The organism is Nonomuraea sp. NPDC050451 (assembly GCF_044458585.1).
On record NZ_JBITHZ010000021.1, the window covers coordinates 64,017 to 81,810 of the forward strand.

The 17,794-nt window shown below is 70.1% G+C and carries 16 protein-coding genes and 3 tRNA genes; 7 read left to right on the plus strand and 12 right to left on the minus strand.

The window, feature by feature from the left end; genetic code table 11:
* The first annotated feature begins 268 nt into the window (after window positions 1-268).
* Both ACIBI9_RS42735 and ACIBI9_RS42740 read left to right on the plus strand, forming a co-directional pair.
* Window positions 269-985 (plus strand): IclR family transcriptional regulator, encoded by a 717-nt coding sequence (locus tag ACIBI9_RS42735; RefSeq protein ID WP_139632184.1) that lies wholly within the window; start codon window positions 269-271, stop codon window positions 983-985.
* Window positions 986-1,043: 58 nt separating this feature from the next.
* Window positions 1,044-2,756, plus strand: coding sequence for a hypothetical protein (locus ACIBI9_RS42740; RefSeq protein WP_397231323.1), 1,713 nt, complete (start codon window positions 1,044-1,046; stop codon window positions 2,754-2,756).
* Between the two features lie 368 nt (window positions 2,757-3,124).
* Here the strand turns inward: ACIBI9_RS42740 and ACIBI9_RS42745 are convergent.
* The 6 genes from ACIBI9_RS42745 to ACIBI9_RS42770 all read right to left on the minus strand — a co-directional run bounded on the left by ACIBI9_RS42745 (window position 3,125) and on the right by ACIBI9_RS42770 (window position 6,955).
* A tRNA-Glu gene (locus ACIBI9_RS42745) sits at window positions 3,125-3,197 on the minus strand.
* Between the two features lie 18 nt (window positions 3,198-3,215).
* Window positions 3,216-3,291 (minus strand) — tRNA-Glu (locus ACIBI9_RS42750).
* A gap of 80 nt (window positions 3,292-3,371) precedes the next feature.
* Window positions 3,372-3,953 (minus strand): hypothetical protein, encoded by a 582-nt coding sequence (locus ACIBI9_RS42755; RefSeq protein WP_397231325.1) that lies wholly within the window; start codon window positions 3,951-3,953, stop codon window positions 3,372-3,374.
* 102 nt (window positions 3,954-4,055) lie between these two features.
* Window positions 4,056-4,670, minus strand: coding sequence for a response regulator (locus ACIBI9_RS42760; protein ID WP_397231327.1), 615 nt, complete (start codon window positions 4,668-4,670; stop codon window positions 4,056-4,058).
* 218 nt (window positions 4,671-4,888) lie between these two features.
* The gene (locus tag ACIBI9_RS42765) at window positions 4,889-5,377 is read right to left on the minus strand and encodes a tetratricopeptide repeat protein (RefSeq protein WP_397231329.1); all 489 of its coding nucleotides are present in this window, start codon (window positions 5,375-5,377) and stop codon (window positions 4,889-4,891) included.
* A 195-nt stretch (window positions 5,378-5,572) separates the two neighbouring features.
* A complete protein-coding gene (locus ACIBI9_RS42770; RefSeq protein ID WP_397231331.1) occupies window positions 5,573-6,955 on the minus strand; it encodes a sensor histidine kinase in 1,383 nt (460 codons plus the stop codon).
* Window positions 6,956-7,064: 109 nt separating this feature from the next.
* On the opposite strand from ACIBI9_RS42770, the gene ACIBI9_RS42775 reads away from it, so the two are divergent.
* A complete protein-coding gene (locus ACIBI9_RS42775) occupies window positions 7,065-7,991 on the plus strand; it encodes an alpha/beta fold hydrolase (protein WP_397231333.1) in 927 nt (308 codons plus the stop codon).
* Window positions 7,992-7,996: 5 nt separating this feature from the next.
* Here the strand turns inward: ACIBI9_RS42775 and ACIBI9_RS42780 are convergent.
* Window positions 7,997-8,068 (minus strand) — tRNA-Gln (locus ACIBI9_RS42780).
* Window positions 8,069-8,233: 165 nt separating this feature from the next.
* Here ACIBI9_RS42780 and ACIBI9_RS42785 point away from each other — a divergent pair.
* The gene (locus ACIBI9_RS42785; RefSeq protein WP_397231335.1) at window positions 8,234-10,201 is read left to right on the plus strand and encodes a M3 family metallopeptidase; all 1,968 of its coding nucleotides are present in this window, start codon (window positions 8,234-8,236) and stop codon (window positions 10,199-10,201) included.
* A gap of 44 nt (window positions 10,202-10,245) precedes the next feature.
* Here the strand turns inward: ACIBI9_RS42785 and gltX are convergent, their stop codons facing one another.
* Entirely contained in the window at window positions 10,246-11,619 is a 1,374-nt protein-coding gene (gene gltX, locus ACIBI9_RS42790) for a glutamate--tRNA ligase (RefSeq protein WP_397231337.1), read from the minus strand.
* Complete coding sequence (locus ACIBI9_RS42795) at window positions 11,612-12,388, minus strand: fumarylacetoacetate hydrolase family protein (RefSeq protein WP_397231339.1); 777 nt, start codon at window positions 12,386-12,388, stop codon at window positions 11,612-11,614. The genes gltX and ACIBI9_RS42795 overlap by 8 nt, the downstream gene beginning before the upstream one ends.
* A 139-nt stretch (window positions 12,389-12,527) precedes the next feature.
* Here ACIBI9_RS42795 and ACIBI9_RS42800 point away from each other — a divergent pair, with 139 nt between their 5' ends.
* Window positions 12,528-12,887, plus strand: a complete 360-nt coding sequence (locus ACIBI9_RS42800) for an antibiotic biosynthesis monooxygenase family protein (protein WP_397231341.1) — start codon at window positions 12,528-12,530, stop codon at window positions 12,885-12,887.
* 44 nt (window positions 12,888-12,931) lie between these two features.
* On the opposite strand, the gene ACIBI9_RS42805 is transcribed toward ACIBI9_RS42800, so the two are convergent.
* Window positions 12,932-13,528 (minus strand): HD domain-containing protein, encoded by a 597-nt coding sequence (locus ACIBI9_RS42805; protein ID WP_397231343.1) that lies wholly within the window; start codon window positions 13,526-13,528, stop codon window positions 12,932-12,934.
* 151 nt (window positions 13,529-13,679) lie between these two features.
* Here ACIBI9_RS42805 and ACIBI9_RS42810 point away from each other — a divergent pair, with 151 nt between their 5' ends.
* Complete coding sequence (locus ACIBI9_RS42810; protein ID WP_397231345.1) at window positions 13,680-15,311, plus strand: heparinase II/III family protein; 1,632 nt, start codon at window positions 13,680-13,682, stop codon at window positions 15,309-15,311.
* Window positions 15,312-15,574: 263 nt separating this feature from the next.
* Here the strand turns inward: ACIBI9_RS42810 and ACIBI9_RS42815 are convergent, their stop codons facing one another.
* The gene (locus tag ACIBI9_RS42815; RefSeq protein WP_397231347.1) at window positions 15,575-15,955 is read right to left on the minus strand and encodes a nuclear transport factor 2 family protein; all 381 of its coding nucleotides are present in this window, start codon (window positions 15,953-15,955) and stop codon (window positions 15,575-15,577) included.
* Window positions 15,956-16,016: 61 nt separating this feature from the next.
* The gene (locus ACIBI9_RS42820) at window positions 16,017-16,856 is read right to left on the minus strand and encodes an alpha/beta fold hydrolase (RefSeq protein WP_397231349.1); all 840 of its coding nucleotides are present in this window, start codon (window positions 16,854-16,856) and stop codon (window positions 16,017-16,019) included.
* 77 nt (window positions 16,857-16,933) lie between these two features.
* On the opposite strand from ACIBI9_RS42820, the gene ACIBI9_RS42825 reads away from it, so the two are divergent.
* Window positions 16,934-17,764 (plus strand): helix-turn-helix domain-containing protein, encoded by an 831-nt coding sequence (locus ACIBI9_RS42825; protein ID WP_397231351.1) that lies wholly within the window; start codon window positions 16,934-16,936, stop codon window positions 17,762-17,764.
* Window positions 17,765-17,794 lie beyond the last annotated feature (30 nt).

The window sequence follows — 17,794 nt, forward strand, 5'->3', positions numbered from 1 at the left end:
GCATCGCGGCTCGGTCGCTCGGGTCCGGTCTCTTCCTTCGTCACTCCGGTCGCTACGCTCCCTTCGTTCCTCAGTCCAGAGACCGGCGCTCCCTCCCCTGCTTACTGCGATGCTTCGCATCGCGGCTCGGTCGCTCGGGTCCGGTCTCTTCCTTCGTCACTCCGGTCGCTACGCTCCCTTCGTTCCTCAGTCCAGAGACCGGCGCTCCCTCGCGGGGGAGTTTGCCTCCGACTTGCCTTCTCATATGTCGAGACGGCAGTATCGGTTTATGGACAACTCTAGCGGAGTCGGAGTACTCGACAAGGCAGTTCTTGTACTCAATGCCCTCGAAGCGGGACCCGCTTCACTGGCGCAGCTCGTCCAGGCCACCGGTCTGGCCCGCCCCACGGCCCATCGGCTGGCCGTCGCACTTGAGCACCACCGCATTGTGAGTCGTGACACACAGGGCAGGTTCGTACTGGGTCCCCGGCTTTCCGAGTTGTCCACCGCGGCCGGCGAGGACCGACTGCTGGCGGTGGCCGCCCCCGTACTGATGCAGCTGAGGGATCTCACCGGGGAGAGCGCGCAACTCTACCGCCGCCAGGGCGACGAGCGCGTCTGCGTCGCGGCCGCCGAGCGCGCGAGCGGCCTGCGGGACACCGTACCGGTGGGCTCCGCGCTGCCCATGACGGCGGGCTCGGCCGCACAGATACTGCTGGCGTGGGAGGAGCCGGACCGGCTTCACCGTGGCCTGCGCGGCGCCAAGTTCAGCGCCGCCACCCTCGCCTCCGTACGGCGCCGTGGCTGGGCCCACAGCGTCGGCGAGCGCGAGCAGGGGGTGGCCAGCGTGTCGGCGCCCATAAGGGGCAGCGGCGGCAAGGTGATCGCGGCCGTGTCGGTCTCCGGCCCCATCGAACGGCTCACGAGGGCACCGGGACGACTCCACGCGGTGCCCGTTATGGCGGCCGCCGAACGTATAACAGAGGCAATGCGCCGCACGTCATGATCGGCGAAAGCAGGTATTTGGGGAGCCGAGTGCCTCGTGGGCGCACTAGCCTGAGTGCGTGACAGATCGCATCGAGGTAGCCGCCACTGAGCTGCGACCCCTGCTCGAAGAGTTCATCATGTGGGCGCGTGCGAACGCGCCCGGAAGCGACCCCGAGCTCGTGGGGCCCGCCGCACTGTGGCACCGTCTCGCCTTCTCGCAGGACCTCGGCACGTGGAAGCGCGCCGACCTGCGCAACCTGCTGCTCGACCGCATGCCCAAGGTCGTGGAGGATCCCGACGCCGCCGCCGACGGGATGCTCCCGGCCGTGGACGCGTACCTGACGTTCCTCTCCCAGACCGGCAGGCTGGCCAAGGGCTCGGACTCCCTCGCCGATCTGCAGGCTGAGCTCGACGACGTCGAGGACGAGTTCGTCGATCTCATGGAGGAGATGCTCGACGACGCCGAGGGCGATGACGACGAGGAGGACGAGGTCGGCGACCTGGGCGATTTCGAGCCGTTCGCGGACGACCTCGCCGAACTCGACACGATCAGGCTGCGGCCCGACTCGGAGCTGGCCGCGGCGGCCCGGCAGGCGCCGCTGGTGGCCAAGGCCCGCGACCTCGCCCTCTGGGTGGGATCCGGTCGCCGGGTGGGCGAGGACACCCTGCTCACCGACGCCGAGGTGGAGGAGGCGCTGGCGGCCGTCGGGCTGCCCAAACCCGAGGCCGACGGCCCGATCGCCGAGGCCGTCCCGCAGCTCTGGAACATCTGGAACCTGGCCGTGGATCTGGAGTTCCTCCAGCCCGGCGAGGGCAACACGGTCGCGGTGCAGGACGACACCTCGGAGTGGCCGTTCGACGACGACGAGGACGTCCTCGACGCCTGGATGCTCGGGCTCCACTCCGTCGACTACGGCGACCCGGAGCTGAGCGACGAAGACCTCACGATGGCGCTGGCGGGCCTGACCCGGGGCCTGCTGGTCAGGCTGCTGCTGGCGGGCGGCTCGCGCGACCTCGACGAGCTGGCGCAGGACCTGGCCGAGTCGGCCGCCGACCTCGACGAGCTGGGCTCGGACGCGTGGGAGGCGGTAGGCGACCCGCTGGCCCCCGCGATCGACTGGCTCGTCGGGTACGGCATGGTCGAGGTCGACGGCAGCACCCTCCGCCTCACGCCGCTCGGCACCGAGGGGGTCGTCCACCTGGTGGACGACGCCGACATCGAAGTGGACGCGCGGCCCGCGATCGAGTCCATGAGCGCCCACGAGCTGCTGGCGCTCAGCGCCGAGCTGCCCGAGGACGAGGCCGACGCGGAGTTCGCGGCCTGGATGCGGCTCCGGGAGCCGGGCAAGGCGGCCGAGGAGCTGCTGGAGGCGGCGGCCGAGGACGAGAGCGACGCGCTGATCAGGGTGCAGGCGGCCAGCGTGGTCGGCACCCTGGGCGAGGCCGCCATCCCGGCCTGGCAGGCGGCACTCAAACAGCCCTCGCTGCGGCCCTACGCGGCCACGCACCTGAGCCAGCTGGAGATCGAGGGGGCACCCGAGCCCACCCAGGACGACACCCACTGGCTGATCCTGGACATGTGGACGATCTCGGCCGGGCTGGGGCGTTCCGAGTTCGTGAGCAGCCTGCGGGACATCGGGCCGGAGATGGTCAACGACCTGCTCGAGGTGATCTGGCGGATTCCGCACGCGCACGTGGAGGAGCTGCTGGACCTGATCTCCCAGGTCCACCCGGACAAGCAGATCGCCAAGGCGGCTCGCCGGGCCCTCTTCAAGGCCCGCTCCGTGTGATCGCCGCTCCTTAGAAGGCCCTCGCCACCCGGCGGGGGCCTTTCTACTTCAAGCACCCGATACGGCCTCCTGGGACCTCCCACGCCGCAGGCAAACAACCCACCACACGCGGCCGGATCCCTTGGCCCAGGCACACCCACAACGAGCACCCACCGCACGCGGCCGGGCTCCGTGGGCCCTGCACGCCCATAGCGAGCACCGCCGTACGGGGCCGGACGCCTTGGGCGGGCGACCCGCCGCACGTGGCTGGGGTCTGTCCAGGGGGACGGTCGTGTGGTGTGCGGATTCGGCTGCCGTTTGCGCGGTGTGCGAGGCCGGAAAACAGAAACGCTCCGGGCCTGTGGGCGCCGGAGCGAGTGTGGTAGACGTAGTCCCGACCGGATTCGAACCGGCGCTACCGCCTTGAGAGGGCGGCGTCCTGGGCCACTAGACGACGGGACCTTCGCGGGCTTGTGACAGTGGTAGTCCCGACCGGATTCGAACCGGCGCTACCGCCTTGAGAGGGCGGCGTCCTGGGCCACTAGACGACGGGACCCTGTCCACAAGCTGCTGGTGCCGGGATCTCCCCGGCAACGCAGGTAACTCTACCGCACCCCGGAGACCACACCAAACCGCTTAACGGCCCATCAGGTCGGGCCTGTGGCGGCGTACCCAGTCCCCCATCGCCCCTCCTTCCCACAGCGGGTCGAACTCCCCGAGCGGGATCGCCACCTCCGGCCGACCGGTGACCGGGTCCATGGGAGCGCGGGTCAGCCGCTCGCGCATCCAGCCCGGCACGCGAGGCGGCACCGTGCGCTCGCCCCACCCGACGAGCCCCACCGAACGCAGCGGCTCCACCCGTACCCGCACACCGCCCGGACGGCCGAAGCGCCTGGGACCGGCCAGCTGGGTGTCCACGACGTCGATCCTGGTGATGTCGGGCCAGCGGAGGCGGACGCGGAAGCCGTACGAGTCCGCCAGCTCCACGCCGTCGGCGGAGAAGCGGACGACGGTGCCGGTGGTCAGGCGGCGGTGCTTGGCCACGAGCACGGCCAGGAGGGCCGCGGTGGCCAGCGCCCCGATGGCGGCGCCCAACGGGGTGCTGCCGGTGAAGATGGCGCCGAGGAGGAGGCAGACGGCGAAGAAGAGGGCGAACGGGGCGACGAACGGGGCGACGAAGCGCGGGAAGTTGCCCGCGCGAATACGAAACTCATCCATAAGCCGGGCGGACTCTACCCAAACCGCTGCCGTTGCTCCACCCCCATCGCCATCCCATGCCCCTCCGGTGTCAGTCGGCGCCTCCCCGCCAGATCTTCACTGTCAGTCGGTGAGGAGGCCTTGACGGTAGGCCTCCGCGACGGCGGAGGCGCGGTCGCGGGCGTCGAGCTTGGCGTAGATGTGCAGGAGGTGAGTCTTGACGCTGGCCTCGCTGATGAACAGGCTCGCCGCCGCCACCTTGTTCGTCGCTCCCCCCGCCACCAGGCGCAGCACCTCCAGCTCCCGTTTGCTGAGCCTCCCCCTGGTGGGCTTGCGCAGGGCCGCTGCGAGCCGGCCGGCCACGGCGGGGGCGAGGACGGTCTCGCCCCGGTGGGTGGCGCGGACGGCGCGTACCAGCTCCTCCGGCGGGGCGTCCTTCAGCAGGTAGCCGGTGGCGCCCGCTTCGAGCGCGGGCAGGACGTCGGTGTCGAACGTGGTCAGGACCAGCACCCGCGGGCCCGTGCCGCTGATGCGGCGGATGGCGGTGACGCCGTCCATCCCCGGCATGCGCAGGTCCATGAGGACGATGTCGGGCTCGAGCTCGGCGGCCAGGCGTACGGCCTCCGCGCCGTCGGCCGCCTCGCCGACGATCTCAAGGTCGGGTTCGCCATCGATTGCCGCACGCAGGCCGTCGCGCACGATGGGATGATCGTCCGCTATCAGCAGCCTCAGCCGCATCTCTCCCCTTCCGGCCGGCACCCGTCCCTCGTCAGGGTCTCATCCATCACCCCTCCAGGGGTCGATCGACCACGCGTCCGCCGAGCAGGGACACGGCGAGGCGCCTCAGGCGTGCACACGACTCCCTCCCGGGGACGGCCCGTGGGTGGCTGTCGGGCGGCATCCGATCTGGCCATTGGTTGGCCAATTCTCCTGGCACGGACGACGAGAGGGCCGGGTCATTCGGTCTGGCCGTTTTCCGGTGGAGGGTCGCATCTCAGCTGTTCGGCTATCCGCTCCAGGCCGCTCTTGATGAGCTGCGCATACCCGTCGTCGCCGAGCGCGCCGATCGTGGCCTGCGCCTGCTGGAGGTGCTCACGGGCGCGGTCGAGATCGCCCAGCTTGCGATAGCACTCGCTCAAGTTGAGGTGCAACGACGGGTACAAGCCGGCCACTGAAAGCGTCACCCCGGCTTGGGCCACCCGCTCATCGGTGATCAGATCGGCGGCGGCGAGCGCTCGCAGGTCCCACATCAGCTCCTGGTGCACGTCGTCCTGCACGTCGGCCATCGAGTGGGCAAGGACACAAACGTGCAGCGGGTCGCCTTGCTCTCCGTCGATGTCGTCCCAGATCTGCGCGAACAAGTCGCGAGCGGCTTCACGCCGGCCCTGGTGGTGGTGCAGCTCCACCCCCTGGCCGATCCGGGTCATCGTTGGGTCGGTGATCATCGGCAGCTCCTTCACCGGTGCCTGCTCGCCTTCACAACGGTGCCAGTATCGTCGCCACGGCGACCGCACACAGGCCAACTCCTTGGCCACCTCGGTTGGCACGCGGCCGGTTCGCGCGTCACCTGACAGTGGCCTCAGGAGAAGGGGCGGAGGGCGCGGCGGCGTCTTCCGGATGATTGCCGTGGCTGTCGCGGATCATGGATGGTCGTCCTCCGCGGGGATGGCAGGGATGGCGGCGGCCACGGCGGTGCCCTGGCCGGGGGTGGACTCGAGGTGGAGAGTGCCGCCGACGGCGCGGACGCGTTGACGCATTCCGTCGAGGCCGAAGCCGTCAGCGGGCTTCTGCGGGGCGAATCCGGAGCCGTCGTCGCGAATGTCGAGGAGGACGGTTTCGTCCGTGTACGACAGAGTCAGGCCCGTCCTGGTGGCTCTGGCGTGCTTGGCGACGTTGGCCAGAGCCTCCTGGGCCACGCGGAACAGGGTGTCCTCGATGGGGGCGGCCAGGGCGACCGGGGTGCCGGTGATCTCGAGGGTCAGGTCGACGCCGGCCGACCGCGCCCACGACTCGGCCAGATCGATGATCGCCTCCGGGAGCCTCGAGGTCTCCAGCGGCTCCGGCCGCAGGGCGCGTACGGACCGGCGGGCCTCGGAAAGGCTGCGGCGGGCGAGCTCGGCGGCCTGGTCGAGGTGGCGGCGGCGGGACTCGGCCCGGGAGGTGCGGTCGGCGGCGTTGAGCTGGCCGATCAGGGCGACGAGGTCCTGGGCGACCGTGTCGTGGATCTCGCCCGCCACCCGGTGCCGCTCGTCGAGCACGCCCGCCCGCCTGGCCTGGTCGAGCAGCCGGGCGTTGAGGGAGGCGTTCTCGGCCATGGCGGCGCGCAGGCGCTCGACCAGGCGGCGTCGTCTGTCGTGCTCGCCGGAGACGTACCAGCCGGCCAGGACCAGCGGCAGCGCCACGCCCGCGATCACGGTGAGCAGGGTGCCGCGGGCGCCCGGCCCCGCCTGGGCCGTCACGATGACGATGGCGGTGAGCGTCACCCCCGCCATGGTCAGCCGGGCCGGGAGCAGGGCGCTGGCCAGCGGGTAGCCGATCGAGGCGAAGATGATGAAGGCGGGGCTCGCGGCCGTCAGCGCGGCGGCGAGCGCGATCAGCACGAGGAAGTGGCCCACGACGAGCGCGCGGCGCGTGTCGCGGCGGGGGTGGAGCCATCCGATCGGCGCCACCCACACCGCGGCGGCCAGCGCGACCGCCGGCCACCACGGCGCGAACGACGCCGGGCCGGGACCGAAGTCCGCGGCCGGCCCGCCGGACCACGACCCGGCCGTCGCCGTCCACGCCGCAGGGCCGCCGTCCGTCGCCGTCCACACCGCCACGGGGCCGCCGCCGGTCGCCGCCCACCCCGGACCCGCCGTCTCGGCGAGCCAGGCCGGCAGGGGGCCCGCCAGCCAGTGGAGGAGGGGCCAGGGCGCGCCGGCGGACGGGGCGTCCGCGAGGGCGGCCGCGGCCGAGGAGATGCCGAGCAGTCCGTAGGCGAGGCACAGAAAGGCCCCGCGCTCGCGCCCGTCGAGCCAGCTCATGAGGTCAAGCCTGGCATGGCGTCAACCGATCGGTGGATGCCGGACGTCCACCGCACGACGAGCCGGGCAGGCGATGCGCACCCGCCCTGAGCTGGGCGAACATCGAGTCATGAGCTTTCCGACCCGTAGGGACATGTTTCAGTACGCCGCCGTCGCGGGCGCGGGCGCCGTGGGCGCCCAGACCGCCAGGCCGAGGCGGGAGGTGACCACGTACGTCTTCGTGACCGGCGCGAACGGTGTGGCCGCCGGCGACTCCGAGCTGGCGCTGCGCGGCCACCGCACCGTGGGCGTGAACCTGCCGGGGCACGGCCCCGAGGAGCAGTTTCACCTCGCCTACCAGAGCCCGCAGGACCTGGCGAAGCTGGCCACGCTGCCGTCGCCGGTGGCGAAGGTCACGCTGGACGACTATGTCGAGGCCACGGTGGACACCGTGCGCCGGGTCTCCGGCTACGGCCCGGTGATCCTGGTGGGCGGCAGCCTGGGCGGCGCGACCATCACGAAGGCCGCCGACGCGGTGCCCGACCTGATCGACCTGCTCGTCTACGACACCGCCTTCTGCTGCACGAAGCTGCGCTCGCCCAACGACTATCTGGCGACGCCGGAGGGCAAGGAGAGCCTGGCGGCCGGCGTGACGGCGGGCATCATCGCCGACCCGAGGGTGATCGGCGCGATCCGCGTGAACTGGCGCACGAACGACAGGAAGTTTCTGGACGCGGTCAAGGCGGCGTTCATGGCGGAGGCGAGCGAGGGCGAGCTCCTGGCCATGCTGAACACGTTGCTGCCGGATGAGAGTCTCCTGGTGGGGAGCGCCGATGCTCGGGGGCGCAAGGAGGCGTGGGGACGGGTGCCGCGCGTCTACATCAGGCACACGCGGGACAAGATGATCCCGCTCGCACTGCAGGACCGGATGATCAAGGAAGCGGATGCGGCCACGCCAGGCAACAAGTTCAAGATTTACTCGGTGGAGGCTTCGCATGCGCCGACGGCGAGAACATACCGGCTGATTACCGACATCCTGCACAAAGTGGCGAAATGATAATGCTGGGGTACCAGGACTCGAACCTAGACTAACTGAACCAGAATCAGTCGTGCTGCCAATTACACCATACCCCACCGCTCGCGAACCTCTGTGAGGCGCGCTCGGCGACGTCCGAAAGAATAGCCCAGCTCTGGGGGTAAGACCAAAACGAATAGCCAACGAACCCTCCATCGCCCACAGCACAGGCCCTCACGTGCCAAGCTGAAGGGGACAAAACACCACGTGGAGGAGCCCAACCGTTGGCCGGTAACCCGTTCTTCACCTCTAGCGACCTGCCGTACGAGCTGCCCCCCTTCGCCGACATCCGCGAGGAGCACTACCTGCCCGCGTTCGAGCGCGGCATGGCGGAGCAGCTGGCGGAGGTCGACGCGATCGCAAGCAGCACCGAGGCGCCGACGTTCGACAACACGATCGCCGCGCTCGAGCGGTCGGGACGGATTCTCGACCGCACGGCCACGGTCTTCTTCAGCATCGCCGCCTCCAACACCACCGACGGCGTCATGGAGATCGAGAAGGAGATCTCTCCCCAGCTGACCAGGCACGGCGACGCGATCCGGCTCAACCGGGCGCTGTGGGCGCGCATCAAGCAGGTTTCCACGGAGGATGCCGAGGAGGCCTGGCTGCTGGAGAAGTACCGGGAGGACTTCATCAGGGCCGGGGCGGACCTGTCGGAGCCGGACCAGGACCGGCTCCGGCAGCTCAACGAGGAGCTGTCGAAGCTCTCGACGGAGTTCGCGCAGACGCTGCTGAAGGCCTCGACGGAGTCGGCGCTGGTGGTCGAGGACCCCAAGGAGCTCGACGGCTTCGACCGGGCCAAGATCGAGTCGCTGCTCAAGGACGGCAAGTACGTCCTGCCGCTGCTCAACTTCACCGCCCAGCCGGGCCTGGCCCAGCTCACCGACCGCGACGTGCGCCGCAGGCTGTACGAGCTGAGCGTCGGGCGGGCTCCGGGCAACTTCGAGCTGGCGGCCAGGATGGCGGCGCTGCGGGCCGAGCGGGCGGCGCTGCTGGGGTTCCCCAACCACGCGGCGTACGTGGTGGCCGACCAGACGGCCAAGACCGTCGAGGCGGTCGAGGAGATGCTCGGCCAGCTCGTCGCCCCCGCCGTGCGCAACGCGCGGAAGGAGGCCGAGGCGCTGTCGGAGCAGGCCGGGTTCGAGATCGAGCCGTGGGACTGGTCGTACTACTCCGAGAAGGTGCGCCAGGCCCGCTACGACTTCGACGCCGCCGAGATGCGGCCGTACTTCGAGCTCGACCGCGTCTACCGTGACGGCATCTTCTTCGCGGCCGGGAAGCTCTACGGCCTCACCTTCACCGAGCGGCCCGACCTGGGCGGATACCACCCCGACGTGACGGTGTACGAGGTGTTCAACGAGGACGGGAGCCGCCTCGGGCTGTTCGTGCTCGACCCGTACGCGAGGGAGACCAAGCGCGGCGGCGCGTGGATGAACAACCTGGTCGACCAGTCGTTCCTGTTCGGGCAGCTGCCGGTGGTCATGAACAACCTCAACGTCACCAAGCCGGCCTCGGGGCCGACGCTGCTGACGTACGACGAGGTCAACACGGCCTTCCACGAGTTCGGGCACGCGCTGCACGGGCTGTTCTCCCAGGTGCGCTTCCCGCGCGTGTCGGGCACCCACGTGCCGCGTGACTTCGTCGAGTACCCGTCACAGGTCAACGAGATGTGGGTGACCTGGCCCGAGGTGCTGGCCAACTACGCCAGGCACTACGAGACGGGCGAGCCGATGCCGGCCGAGCTGGTGGAGAAGCTGCAGGCGGCCGAGAAGTTCAACCAGGGCTTCAAGACCGTCGAATATCTCGCCGCGACCCTGCTCGACTGGGCCTGGCACAAGCTGGCGTCCGGGGAGACGGTGGCCGACCCCGAGGCGTTCGAGGCCGCGGCCCTGGAGGCCGCCCAGATCGCCCTGGCACAGGTCCGGCCGCGTTACAGGACCAACTACTTCGCCCACATCTTCTCCGGCGGCTACAGCGCCGGCTACTACTCCTACATCTGGAGCGAGGTGCTCGACGCGGAGAGCGTGGAGTGGTTCAAGGAGAACGGCGGGCTCACCAGGGCCAACGGCGACCACTTCCGCCGCGAGCTGCTCTCCCGTGGCGGCAGCCTCGACCCGCTGGCCGCGTTCCGCAATTTCCGCGGGCGCGAGCCCAGCATCCAGCCGCTGCTCGTCCGCCGCGGCCTCGACTGAGCCTGAAGCCCCGGCGGCCCGCGTGCGGGCCGCCGGGCGTCAGATCAGCCGCGCAGGCGGGCCAGCGCGGCGCGCAGGCGCTCCTGCGCCCGCGCGCGGCCGAGCACCTCGATCGACTCGAACAGCGGCAGGCCCACGGTCCGGCCGGTGATCGCCACGCGGACCGGCGCCTGGGCCTTGCCGAGCTTGAGCCCGTACGCGGTCCCGACCTCCTCCAGCGCCTCCTTGAGCGACTCGGGGTCCCAGCTGACCGTCTCCAGCCGCGACAGGTAGTCGGTGAGGATCTCCACCGGGGAGTTCTTCATCGCCTTGTCCCAGGACGCCTGGTCGAAGACCGGCTCGTCGAGGAAGAGGAAATCGACGTTGTGCCGGATCTCCGACAGCACCGCGATGCGGGTCTGGGCCAGCGCCGCGACCTTGCTGAACAGCTCGCGGTCCCAGGACAGGTCGAGGTAGGGCGTGCAGCGCTCCTCGAACGTCTCCAGCGGCAGCGCCCGGATGTACTCGCCGTTGAACGCGCGCAGCTTCTTCTCGTCGAAGAACGCGCTGGCGGAGTTGACGTCCTCCAGCTTGAACAGCGGCACCATCTCGGACCACGGCATGATCTCGCGGTCCTCTCCCGGCCCCCAGCCCAGCAGCATCAGGTAGTTGACCGTGGCCTCCGCGAGGTAGCCCTCCGCGCGGTAGTCCTCCAGGGCCACCTTGTCGCGGCGCTTGGACAGCTTCTTGCGCTGCTCGTTGACGATCACCGGCAGGTGCGCCCAGACCGGCGGCGTGGCGCCCAGCGCCGGCCACAGCAGCATCTGCTTGGCCGCGTTGCCCAGGTGCTCCTCGCCGCGGACGACGTGGGTGATGTTCTGGGTGATGTCGTCGACCGCGTTGGCCAGCACGTAGAGCGGCGAGCCGTCGGTGCGGGCGATGACGAAGTCCTCCTGCGCCTCGTTGGGGAACTCCACGTTGCCCCGGATGAGGTCCTCGACGACCGTGACGCCGTCGTCGGGGGTGCGGAAGCGGACCGCCCCCTCGGTCAGGCCGCGCTCGCGGCAGTGCCCGTCATAGCCCCGGTGCTCGGAGCCGGTGCGGGCGACCAGCGCCTCACGCGTGCAGTCGCAGTAGTAGGCCTTGCCGTCGGCCAGCAGCTTCGCCACCGCCTCGCGGTGCTGGGCCTCGTACGCCGACTGGAAGTAGGGGCCCTCGAACGCCGGGTTTCCGCCGTTGATGCCGATCCAGTCGAGGGCGGAGATGATGCCCTCCGTCCACTCCGGACGGTTTCGCGACGCGTCGGTGTCTTCGATGCGCAGCACGAAGTGGCCGCCGGACTGCTCGGCCAGCGCCCAGTTGAACAGCGCCGTGCGGGCGCCGCCCACATGGAACATGCCGGTTGGGGACGGGGCGAACCGCACCCGTACTTCAGTCACGGGAGACCACCTTGTTCGTGAGTGTGCCGATGCCTTCGATGCCGACGCTGACCTCGTCGCCGATCTCGAGCGGGCCGACGCCCGCGGGCGTGCCGGTCAGGATGACGTCGCCGGGGATCAGGGTCATGACCGCGCTGACGTAGGCCACCAGCGCTGGGATGTCGTTGATGAGCTGGCTGGTGCGGCCGCTCTGCCGGATCTCGCCGTTGACCGTGGTCGTCAGCGCCAGGTCGCTCGCGTCGAGATCGGTCTGGATCCACGGCCCCAGCGGGCAGAACGTGTCGAACCCCTTGGCCCGGGTGAACTGCACGTCCTTCTTCTGGAGATCGCGGGCGGTGACGTCGTTGGCGCAGGTGTAGCCGAAGATCACGTCCTTGACCCGCTCGACCGGCACCTCGCGGCACAGCCTGCCGATCACCACGGCCAGCTCCCCCTCGTAGTCGACGCGGTCGGACAACGTCGTGGGGTACGCGATGTTCTCGCCGTGGCCGATCACCGACGTGGACGGCTTCATGAAGATCAGCGGCTCCTCGGGCACCTCGTTGCCCAGCTCGGCCGCGTGCTCGGCGTAGTTTCTGCCGATGGCGACCACTTTGCTCGGCAGCATCGGGGCCAGCAGCTTCACCTGGGACAGCGGGTGCCGCTCCCCGGTGAACTGCACCTGGCCGAACGGGTGACCGGCGACCGTGGAGACGACCTCCTCGCCCGGGCCGCCCTCGACCACGCCGAACGACACGCCTTCGCCTGTGGAGAACCTCGCTATACGCACCTGACAAGGCTATCGCCGCCACCGCCAGGCTCCGCCCAACGCGCGCCTCGTGCCGCGCCGGACCAGGAGCGGGACCCTGAGGCCGCCCGCGTTAGCCTGGACCTCTCACCAGGTGGTGTCGCCGACGAGAGGGGCCCCGTTGTCCGTCGTGAAGATCAACGTCCTGAACGTGCCCGCCGACATGCGCGAGGAGCTCGAACGGCGCTTCGCCAACCGCGCGGGGATGGTGGAGTCGGCCGACGGGTTCGAGTGGTTCGAGCTGCTCAGGCCGGTGGAGGGCACGGATCGGTACCTCGTCTACACCCGCTGGCGCAGCGAGGAGGACTTCCAGAACTGGCAGCAGGGTGAGGCCTTCCGGCGCGGGCACGCCCAGGCGGCGCAGGCCGCCCAGGGACAGGCCGCCCAGGGGCAGGGGCACGGCCACGGGCAGGGGCCCGCGGCGACCGGCTCCGAGGTGTGGACCTTCGAGGTCGCCGAGAGCACCGGCCCCAAGTCGTAGCGGATCCGGCCTCCAGGGCCCGGCTGCCCGGGCCCTTTCCGGGGTCAGGCGTCCAGCGGGTTGCGGGCGATGCGCTCCACGATGCCGGCGCGGACGAACTGGCCGGCGATGCTGGACGGCTTGCGCGCGCCCTGCTCCGAGATGCACGCCCCGAACTCCTTGGCGATCTCCAGTCTCGGGTGGCGCTCCAGGACCTCCCGCCTGACCACCTCGGGGATCTCCTCCGTACGGCGGCCCGAGATGTCCATGCCGGTCGAGAGCTCCAGCAGGTGGCCCTCCGGGTCCTCCTCCAGCGGCACCTCGTCCCACATGTGCCGGATGATCACCTCGCGGGCGCGTACCCTCCGCTCGGGCGACCAGCCGGCGCCGGCGCAGAAGACCCAGGCCACGTCGCCGCCCGCCTCCTCGAACGCCACCGAGTGGCTGTCGAACTCGGCCACCAGCCCGAGGTCGTGCAGCATGGCCGCCACGTAGAGCAGCTCCGCGTCGAACGCGATGCCGTGCTCGCGCGCGTACGCGGCCGCCCACAGGTAGGCCCGGATCGAGTGGTTGAGCAGCGAGGGCGTGTGGTAGCGGGTGGCCACCTCCAGCGCCCCGCGGCAGGCGGGTGTGTCCGGGATCACGAGGTCGTCGAATGTCACCGCACCAGCATGTCGCGCCAGGTACGGCAACGCCATCCGGGACACCGGGGGCGCATCGAGCATCTAACGAATCCGCCACTCAACTTGACCCATTGATCGCGATTCGGAAAGCATGTTCCACCTTCACTTTTTTGTCCCGAAAGGAACTGGCGTGCGCCGGCTCGCGATACCTCTTGCCCTTTTGCTGGCGCTCGGCGGGTTAGGCAGCCCCGCGCATGCCGACAAGGTGACCCGGACAGCGGAGTGCCAGGGCGACTGGCTGCCCGGCACGCCCACGGCCGACGACGTCATGAAGGGCGAGATCTCGCTGGTCGGGCTGCCCGCGTACAAGCTCGGCAAGAAGATCAACTGGAGCGCGAGCCCGTACCGGAACCGTTCGTGGGAGTTCGTGTTCCAGTCGCTGCGCTGGATGGGCACGCTGGTCGTCGCGTACGAGAACAGCGGTGACCGCGGCTACCTGGATCGTGCCACCGAGATCACCAAGGACTGGGTCGCGAACAACAAGCCAGGGGCGCGCGGCACCATGCCGTACACCTGGAAGGACCACCCGGTCTCGCTGCGCACGCAGCCGCTGCTCTGCCTGAGCATGCACGTCAAGGAGAGCTGGCTGAAGGACAGCCTCGCCGACCACGCCAGGCTCCTGTCGAACTCGCGGCTCTACAAGAAGGGCCACAACCACGGCATCGACCAGGACATCGCGCTCATGGGCATCGGCTGCAGGTACGGCCGCAAGGACTGGTCGGACCTGGCCTCCCGCCGGCTGACCGGCACGGTGAAGCTCGACGTCGACTCGCAGGGCGCGCTCATGGAGCAGGCCCCGCGCTATGCGGTGTACGTCTACAGCCGGCTGCAGGTCGCGATGACCAACATGAAGGCGTGCGACAGGAAGGTGCCCGGCGAGATCGCCAAGCGGGCCGAGGCGATGAAGGACTTCATCGCCCACGCCACCATGCCGACCGGCTACATGGTCCCCATCGGCGACGGCACCGCCGAGACCGAGCCGAAGATGGAGACGGGGACGCCGAAGCAGGAGGTCAAGGCGTACCGGGCGGGCTACGTCTTCGGCCGCACGGCCTGGGGCAAGCCGGACTCGGCATACTACTCGATCAGGTTCGGGCCCGGGATGAAGTTCCACGGCCACGAGGACCACCTGGGCGTCACGTACTACGCCCAGGGCCGCAACCTCCTGGTGGACGGCGGCTTCCACTCCTACGAGAAGAGCGCCTACCGCTACTGGACGCTCTCCCCCGAGGCCCACAACGTGCCGACGGTGGTCGGGGCCCGCTTCAGGCCGCGGACGTCCTCGAAGCTCGTGGCGTCGAAGTACGGCAAGGACCGGCAGTCGTTCAAGCTGACCGACAAGGCGTACGGGGTGAGCCGCACCAGGTCGGTCCTGGTGAACCACGGCGAGGACCTGATGGCGGTGCTGGACACGGCCTCGGGCGGCAAGAAGATCAGCAACCTCTGGCGGTTCGACCCGTCGCTCAAGCTGCTGTCCAACGGCGGAGGCAAGGTCGTGCTCGGGGACGGCAAGTTCAAGGTCACCTTGCTGCAGTTCTCGTCGTCGTGCGACCGGGTCGGCGGGCAGAAGGTGGAGCGCGGGGGGAAGGTGGGCTGGGTCTCGCCCACGTACCTGTCGAAGCTGCCGACGAATGTGGTGGCGTCACCGGCGGCGAAGTCGCTGCTGACGGTGATCGTGCCCGGGACGGACTCTCCCAAGGTGTCCTGCTCAGGCGGGAAGATCACGGTGGACGGCACCTCGTTCTCCTCCAAGGCGTTCTAGCCATGGGTGGACGGGCACCGTCCACCCATGATCGAGCAGCCGGTGACGAATGAGGCGTCCGGCCCGGCCAGGAAGACGGCGGCTCCTCCCACGCTTCCGCCCGCGCCGATGACCCTTCGGACATCCTCATGACGTTCCGGCGGCGTTCATCGCGGGGGACTGCTGTCCGCGGCGGGGGTGCCCTGGTGCCCCCCGAGGAGCTCTCGGTGGCGGTCTGGCCCCTGATGGTCGGCGCCTCGTCGTGAGCCGCGGCGCCTCCGCCGTCAGAACATCCCGTTCGGGATCTCGCCGGCGTCGGGCACCGGCTGCACCACGTCCCAGTGCTCGACGATCTGCCCGTCCGCCATCCGCCATATGTCCACGACCGCGATGCCGCGCTCTTCCCCTGGCGGGACCATGTGATAGTGCATCACCACATGGTCGTTCTCGGCGATGACCCTCTTGAGGTCGAGCTTCGCCTTGGCGACCGGGGAGCTCGCGATGAACTCGATGAACGCGTCCCTGCCTGAGGGATTTCCGGGGCTGTGCTCGACGAAGTCCTCCCGGAGCAGGCCGCGAAGTATCTCCACGTTCCCCGCCGCGAACTCCGCGAAGCCCCGCAGGGCGATTTCCTTGTTGCGTTCGGCGATGTCGTTCTCACTCATGCGCCCACCATGCGGCACCCCGGATCGGCCCGTCGATTACATCCCATGTAATTGACGGCGTTCAGTCCGCCCGTGCGGTGAAGGCCAGGAGAATGTCGGCGGTCCGCTGCGGATCTTCCAGAATGGGCGAGTGCCCGGCACCGGGCAGCAGCTCGACTTTCGCGCCCGGAACGACGCGGTAGCCGGCCGCGGAGGAGGACCGCCACCTCCGGTCCTCCTCGCCGAAGATCACCAGCAGCGGCTTGCCGAGGACCTTCAGCCGGTCCGGGAGCGCCTGCTCCTCAAGGTATTCGCGGGGCGCCTGCATGATCGCGACGAACGATTGGAAGCTCATACCGCGTAGATCGTCCACGAGCTCTTGCGGGACCGGGTAGTCCGGGCGGCTGAAACCGGTGCTCGCGAACTGGCGGATCTGCTCGTCGGTCGGCGGCCACTGCGAGGGTCCGATCGCGGCGGACTCCTGTGCGATGAAGGCGTCCATGCTGGGCCCGGTGTTGATGAGCGCGAGCGCGGTCACCAGGTCGGGGCGTTGTTCGGCGAGGGCGGTGGCGACCGTACCGCCGCTGGAGTGGCCGGCGACCACGGCGTGCTCGACGCCGAGCCGGTCCAGAGCCGCGCCGACCCGCGTTGCCTGGTCCGGGGTCGCGTAGCTGCCGTCTGCCGGTTGGCCCGACCGGCCGTGCCCGAGCAGGTCGATCCGGATGACGCGATGGGATCCGGTCAGCAACGGAACCAGCGAGTCCCACGACCGGGCCGAGGAGGCCGTCCCGTGGATGAGCAGGAGTGCGGGGGCGTCGCGGGGGCCGTCCTGGCGAACGTGGATATCGCCGTCGTCCAGGGACAGGGTCGAGCTCTCGGTGGCCTCGCCGTTCATGTGCGGTTCGCTGTCAGAAATGGTCATGAGGCCACTGTCGCCGCCGGTACGCGCCGGTGGATTGGACAAATGTTCCCCCCAGCCGGCCCGCGTAGCATGGGGCGGTGCGGACATTCGTGCACGGCGCGGCTGTGTGGGGTGTGGCGTGCCCGCGGCGGCGCAGCCGGGTGGCCGGTGTCACCATGGCCGGGTTCCGGGTCCGTGACCTGGACACGCTCCGGATGGTCCCGCACCCGGCCGTGACGCTGCTCGTGGAGTTCGGCACCGGTTCGCCCGTCCTGGACTATGCCGCCGGGCGGCAGCAGCGGGGAAGCATCGTCGCCGGGCCCGGGCTCGGATCCGGAGGCGCGGTCCTGGCGCGGGGTGAGAACGTCGAGTGCGTGCAGGTGCGCCTGTCCCCGGCGATCGCACGCGCGGTGCTGGGCGTCTCCCCCGCCGAGCTCGGCGGCGCGGTGGTGGCCCTCGACGACCTGTGGGGCCGGGAGGCGTCACGGATCCGCGAGCGGCTGAGCGAGGTCTCGTCGTGGCAGGATCGCTTCGCTTTCATGGACGCGCTGCTCGCCCGCCGGCATGAGGCGGGGCCGCCGGTGGACCCGGAGGTGGCCTGGGCCTGGCGGCGGATCGTCGCCGGCCGCGGCCTGGTCCGGGTCGACGGGCTGGCGGCCGAGGTCGGATGGAGCCGTAAGCGCCTGTGGTCCCGGTTCCGCTCGCAGATCGGCCTGCCGCCCAAGCGCGCCGTGAAGCTGGTTCGCTTCGATCATGCCGCCCACCGCCTGGTCGCGGGCGAGGGCGCGGCCCGGGTCGCGGCCGACGCCGGCTACGCCGACCAGTCCCACCTGCACCGGGACGTCGTGGCGTTCACCGGGGCGACCCCCGCGACCGTGGCCGGCGAGCCGTTCCTGGCGGTCGACGACCTCGCGTGGCCCAACCAGTAAACCCCCGCCGCGCGAACGTGAGGCGGCCAC